The 4,172-nt window shown below is 61.1% G+C and carries 3 protein-coding genes and 1 pseudogene; all 4 read left to right on the top strand.

Annotated elements, in window-relative coordinates; genetic code table 11:
• On the top strand, nucleotides 1–591 hold a 591-nt coding region (locus GCT19_RS41145; RefSeq protein WP_227749493.1), incomplete at its 5' end, for a hypothetical protein.
• The gene (locus tag GCT19_RS41140; RefSeq protein WP_152855023.1) at nucleotides 588–2,585 is read left to right on the top strand and encodes an integrase core domain-containing protein; all 1,998 of its coding nucleotides are present in this window, start codon (nucleotides 588–590) and stop codon (nucleotides 2,583–2,585) included. The genes GCT19_RS41145 and GCT19_RS41140, both read left to right, overlap by 4 nt.
• Before the next feature lie 33 nt (nucleotides 2,586–2,618).
• A pseudogene (locus tag GCT19_RS41135) lies at nucleotides 2,619–3,596 on the top strand (AAA family ATPase).
• On the top strand, nucleotides 3,565–4,172 hold a 608-nt coding region (locus GCT19_RS44215; protein WP_227749494.1), incomplete at its 3' end, for a hypothetical protein. The pseudogene GCT19_RS41135 and the gene GCT19_RS44215, both read left to right, overlap by 32 nt.

Raw genomic sequence — 4,172 nt, 5'->3', positions numbered from 1 at the left:
CCGCGCGGCGCACACCGATTCGAAGCCTTCAGCCCCAAGCTCGCGCGCCGCGTCATGTTCTACCGGCGAGCATCGCTCGCACAATGGTTACTGCTCGAGGCGGATCCGAAGGTGATCACCTTCTGCGAACGACCCGGCTATGTACTGATCAACGGCGACCGTCGCCTTGCCGATTTCTGGGTGCACTACGTTGATCGCGAGGAGTTTGTTGTACTAAGCGAACTGCCTTGTGGAACCGATGCGGACGCGTCACGCGCCAGGCTTGCTGCTGGTGCCGCTGAAGTCCGTCTTGTCGCATCGGCGGAGCTCGCCGCGGCGCGTGCATGGACGGATAACTGGCAGCGTATCCTTCCCTACCTAGTTGCAAACCGGGGCCTCGTTCCGACAACATTGTCACCCGCGATCATGCAATTCGTGAACGAGCCGCGACGATTGCTCGACGTCGAGCGCGAATTCTCAAGCAGTGACCCCGTGATCGTTCGCGCTGCCCTGTTCAGCCTGCTCCACACCGGTCGCGTCAGCGCATCGTCACTTCAGACGCAGCCGCTGTCGTTGCTCACCTCCTTCGCAGCTTTGGAGGCGACATCATGAGTCGCCGCAAACCGGAGTTACAGGTGATCGATATCGCCGCGTGGCCCACTGTCGCCTATACCGAACTAGACCAGCCAGCGCGCCGCAAGTTTGATGCACGTCAGCAGGCCATATTGCGCTACATACGTGGGGAACCGATCAGGACCATCGAGGAATCGACACACTTCAATCGCCGGCAACTGTATCGCTGGCTCGAACGCGCCCAGACGACTCATCCTGACGGACGCCCTTTCGGCTTCCGGGCACTGATTCACTATGTGCGGATTGCCGAGTATGGGCGAATCCACGATGTGCAGTTGCAGGGCGAGCGAGGCAGTCGCGGAGCTGCTGGCGCGCTCGCGCAGCTTCTTGAGCGCTACCCAACGTTGACAGGGTGGCTGCTGCTTCAGGTGAAGCAGCGCAAAGTGCTGCTCGAGCAGATCCATACTGACGGGCAACTGCGTACGCGTCTGCGCGGCCTGCAATCGCTGCACGACAATTTCCTGCGCCAATGCCGCTCGGTCGGCCTGACCGCGGCCGACTATCCGCTGAACACAGCGGACCATGCGATCCGCTCGCTTTCGCGACGGTTGAAGGCAGAAATGCTGCGAAGCTTCGGCACAGCGGCACGTTCAGCGGGCGCCACGCATCTCAAGGGCTTGCCTCGCGTTGACGATACTGGCCCCCCCGCGGGAAGCCGGCCATATCAGGTCGTCGAATTCGACGGTCACCGGCTGGACGTTCGTCTCAAGGTGGTGGTTCGCGATCCGCTCGGCTTCGTGCACGAATTCGAGATGGAACGAGTGTGGCTGCTTGTGATCATCGACGTTTGCACCCGTGCGGTACTTGGCTATCACATTGCACTCGGGGAGTACAGCCGCTACGACGTCATCAGGACCATCGAGAATGCACTGACGCCTCATCGCCCACGAACGTTCACCATACCAGGCCTCGCGTACGGTCCCCACGACGGCTTTCCGTCCGGGCACATGCCCGAACTGGCCTATGTCACTTGGGAGTGGATCAGGCTCGACAACGCGAAGGCCAACCTCGCAAACGAGACGATGATGGCGTTGTGTGAGTTCGTTGGCTGCCTCGCTGACGCCGGACCGAAACACAGCCCGGACGAGCGGCCCTATATCGAACGGTTCTTCGGCACGATTGCCAGCCGGCTGTCTTCACGTTTGCCGGGATATACGGGTTCGCACATACGCGACCTTCGCCGTGCCCTCTCGGATCCCAAAGGCGATCTGCGTCTCTATGTTTCGCTCGATGAACTGGCGGAGCTCGTCGAGTACGCCATTTCAGGCTACAACGGCACACCGCACCGGGGACTCAACAACGCTACTCCACTGGAAGCGATGGAGTATTTCGTGCGCGGCAGGGACACGATGCTGGTCTGGCTGTCCGAGCACCAGCGTCGGACGCTCTGCCTGATGCAGTCGGCAAGGCAGTGCCGCGTGCGGGCCTACCTCCAACAGGGCGTGCGTCCGCACATCAATCTTTTTGGCGTGCGCTACACAAACCGTGTGCTTGCGACCAGTACGCAACTGATCGGTCAGCATCTGCTGATCTACATGAACGCCGACGACCTTCGTTCCGTGCGCGCTTTCCTGGCTGACGGCACGGAACTGGGCGTACTTGAGGCGCAGGGGGCATGGCGCGTGGTACCGCACAATCTCAAACTCCGTCAGCACATTCTCAGGCAGACCGGCAAGCGACGACGCCCAACCAGTCCTGATCTCAATCCGATCGAAGCCTACATCGACGAGAAGCGGACGCAGGCGAAGAAGAGCCGCAAGGCAGCGACCGAACTGGCCCACGCGACATGGTTGCTCGCGTCGGCACCGACCGTCCATACGCCGCTCGGTCCGCCCCGCCCGCCCTGGACAGATCCGGTCACACCGGGCGCGGCGCCAGCGATGGACGCTCAAGCGGCCACGATCGTCGAACTGACGCCGCGCACTTCGGTACGACCGCGGAAACTTTCGATCGGTACCGGTCAGGTGTTTTAACTCCGTTGTTCAAGCTGTGCTGCGAGGTGTGTCATGTCGCTGCAGGTACCGCGTCCGGTCGATCCATCGCTGCATCCACTCGTCACCGGCAACTATCGTCTTGCCACGCCAGCCATCGAGGCGTTCTATGAGCTCGTCGCGCGCTGCCTGCGCTACCGGATCATGGGCGCACTCATCTATGGTCCGTCGCGGGTTGGTAAAACCCGCGCCATCGAGTATGTGCGGCTCCTTCTTGCCCGTCAGTTCCCGAAGATAACGACCTACCATGCTCAGTGAGAGCACAAACCGCGGCATGCCGAAGGGCCCTTCTTTGCGAATCTGCTGGAGGCAGTAGGCGATCACGCGCCGAACGCCGGTACCAGCTCGGCCAAACGCTCCCGCCTGTCACTTCGTATTCGCGAGGCCGCCGCACGCTCCGGAATCAGCGCGGTGCTCCTTTTCTGCGACGAGGCTCAAAGGTACAACGAGAACGAATATGAATGGCTGCGCGACGTCCACGATGTACTTGATCGGCAGCAGATCAAGCTCTTCACGTTCCTCGTCGGGCAGGAGGAACTGCTCGCGCAGAAGACCGCGTTACAGGTCGCCGGCAAGACGCAGATCGTCGCACGTCTCATGGTTGACGAACTCGCGTTCTACGGTATTCGCAATGCACAGGATGTCGCCACGTGCCTGAATGGTTACGATCAGACTGAATACCCGGAGGGAACTCCGTGGAGCTTCACACGCTTTTACGTGCCCGAGGCGTTTGACGCCGGCTATCGTCTGGTCAGCGACGCCCGTCAGCTGTGGCAGACGTTCGAGGCAGCGCATCATAAGGCGAGCTTGTCGGGCAGCCTTGAGATACCGATGGAGTCATTCGCACGCGCCGTCGAGATCGTGCTCAAGGAAAGCGAGATCATGGATGCGCCGGGTTACTGCCCGGAGCCAGCCTTGTGGACCCACGCCGTTCATCACTGCGGCTATATCCAGTCCCGCCATGCCACCGGCCGTGTGCTCGCAACAGCCTGATGGCGAAGCGCATACGGCACTGCGCTTTCCTATTCTGACATTTGAGCAATGGCAGTGCGGAAGGCCGACGGATGGCGGGTTCAAGATCGATTGGCTCATGCCCGGCGAATCCCTCGTCTCGATCCTCTGGAAATTCGCCTGCGCCAACGCAATGCCAGGCGACGTACTGCTCCGCGCTATGTGCCCCGACGTTGATCCGCGCGAGGGCGTGGTCCCGCTGCGAAACGCGTTCGATCTCAACCAGCTTCGCCTGCTGCTACGACTCCCGAGGAACCTGCTGCGCACATCATTGCTCGAGATGATGCCGCGCGAACAGTACTACGCGGCTTTCAGGTATTGCCGACAGTGCGCGGCTCACGGCTACCATAGCGTGCTTCATCAGCTTTCGGACGAGGATTACTGTGCGGCCCATCCGCAACGACTGCGGACGCTATGCCCGCAATGTCGCCGCGAAAGTCCATTCATTATCAACAGCAGCGTAATCGAAGCGCCATTCCGCTGCGTCTGGTGTCGTTCGCATTTCTGCTACGGGCTCCTCCCGGTCCGTTCAACGACGCCGGCGATGCGACGGCAAGA

Origin of the sequence: Paraburkholderia atlantica (assembly GCF_009362785.1) — a bacterium.
GTDB lineage: Bacteria > Pseudomonadota > Gammaproteobacteria > Burkholderiales > Burkholderiaceae > Paraburkholderia > Paraburkholderia atlantica.
This window is presented reverse-complemented; position numbering and strand designations above follow the sequence as displayed.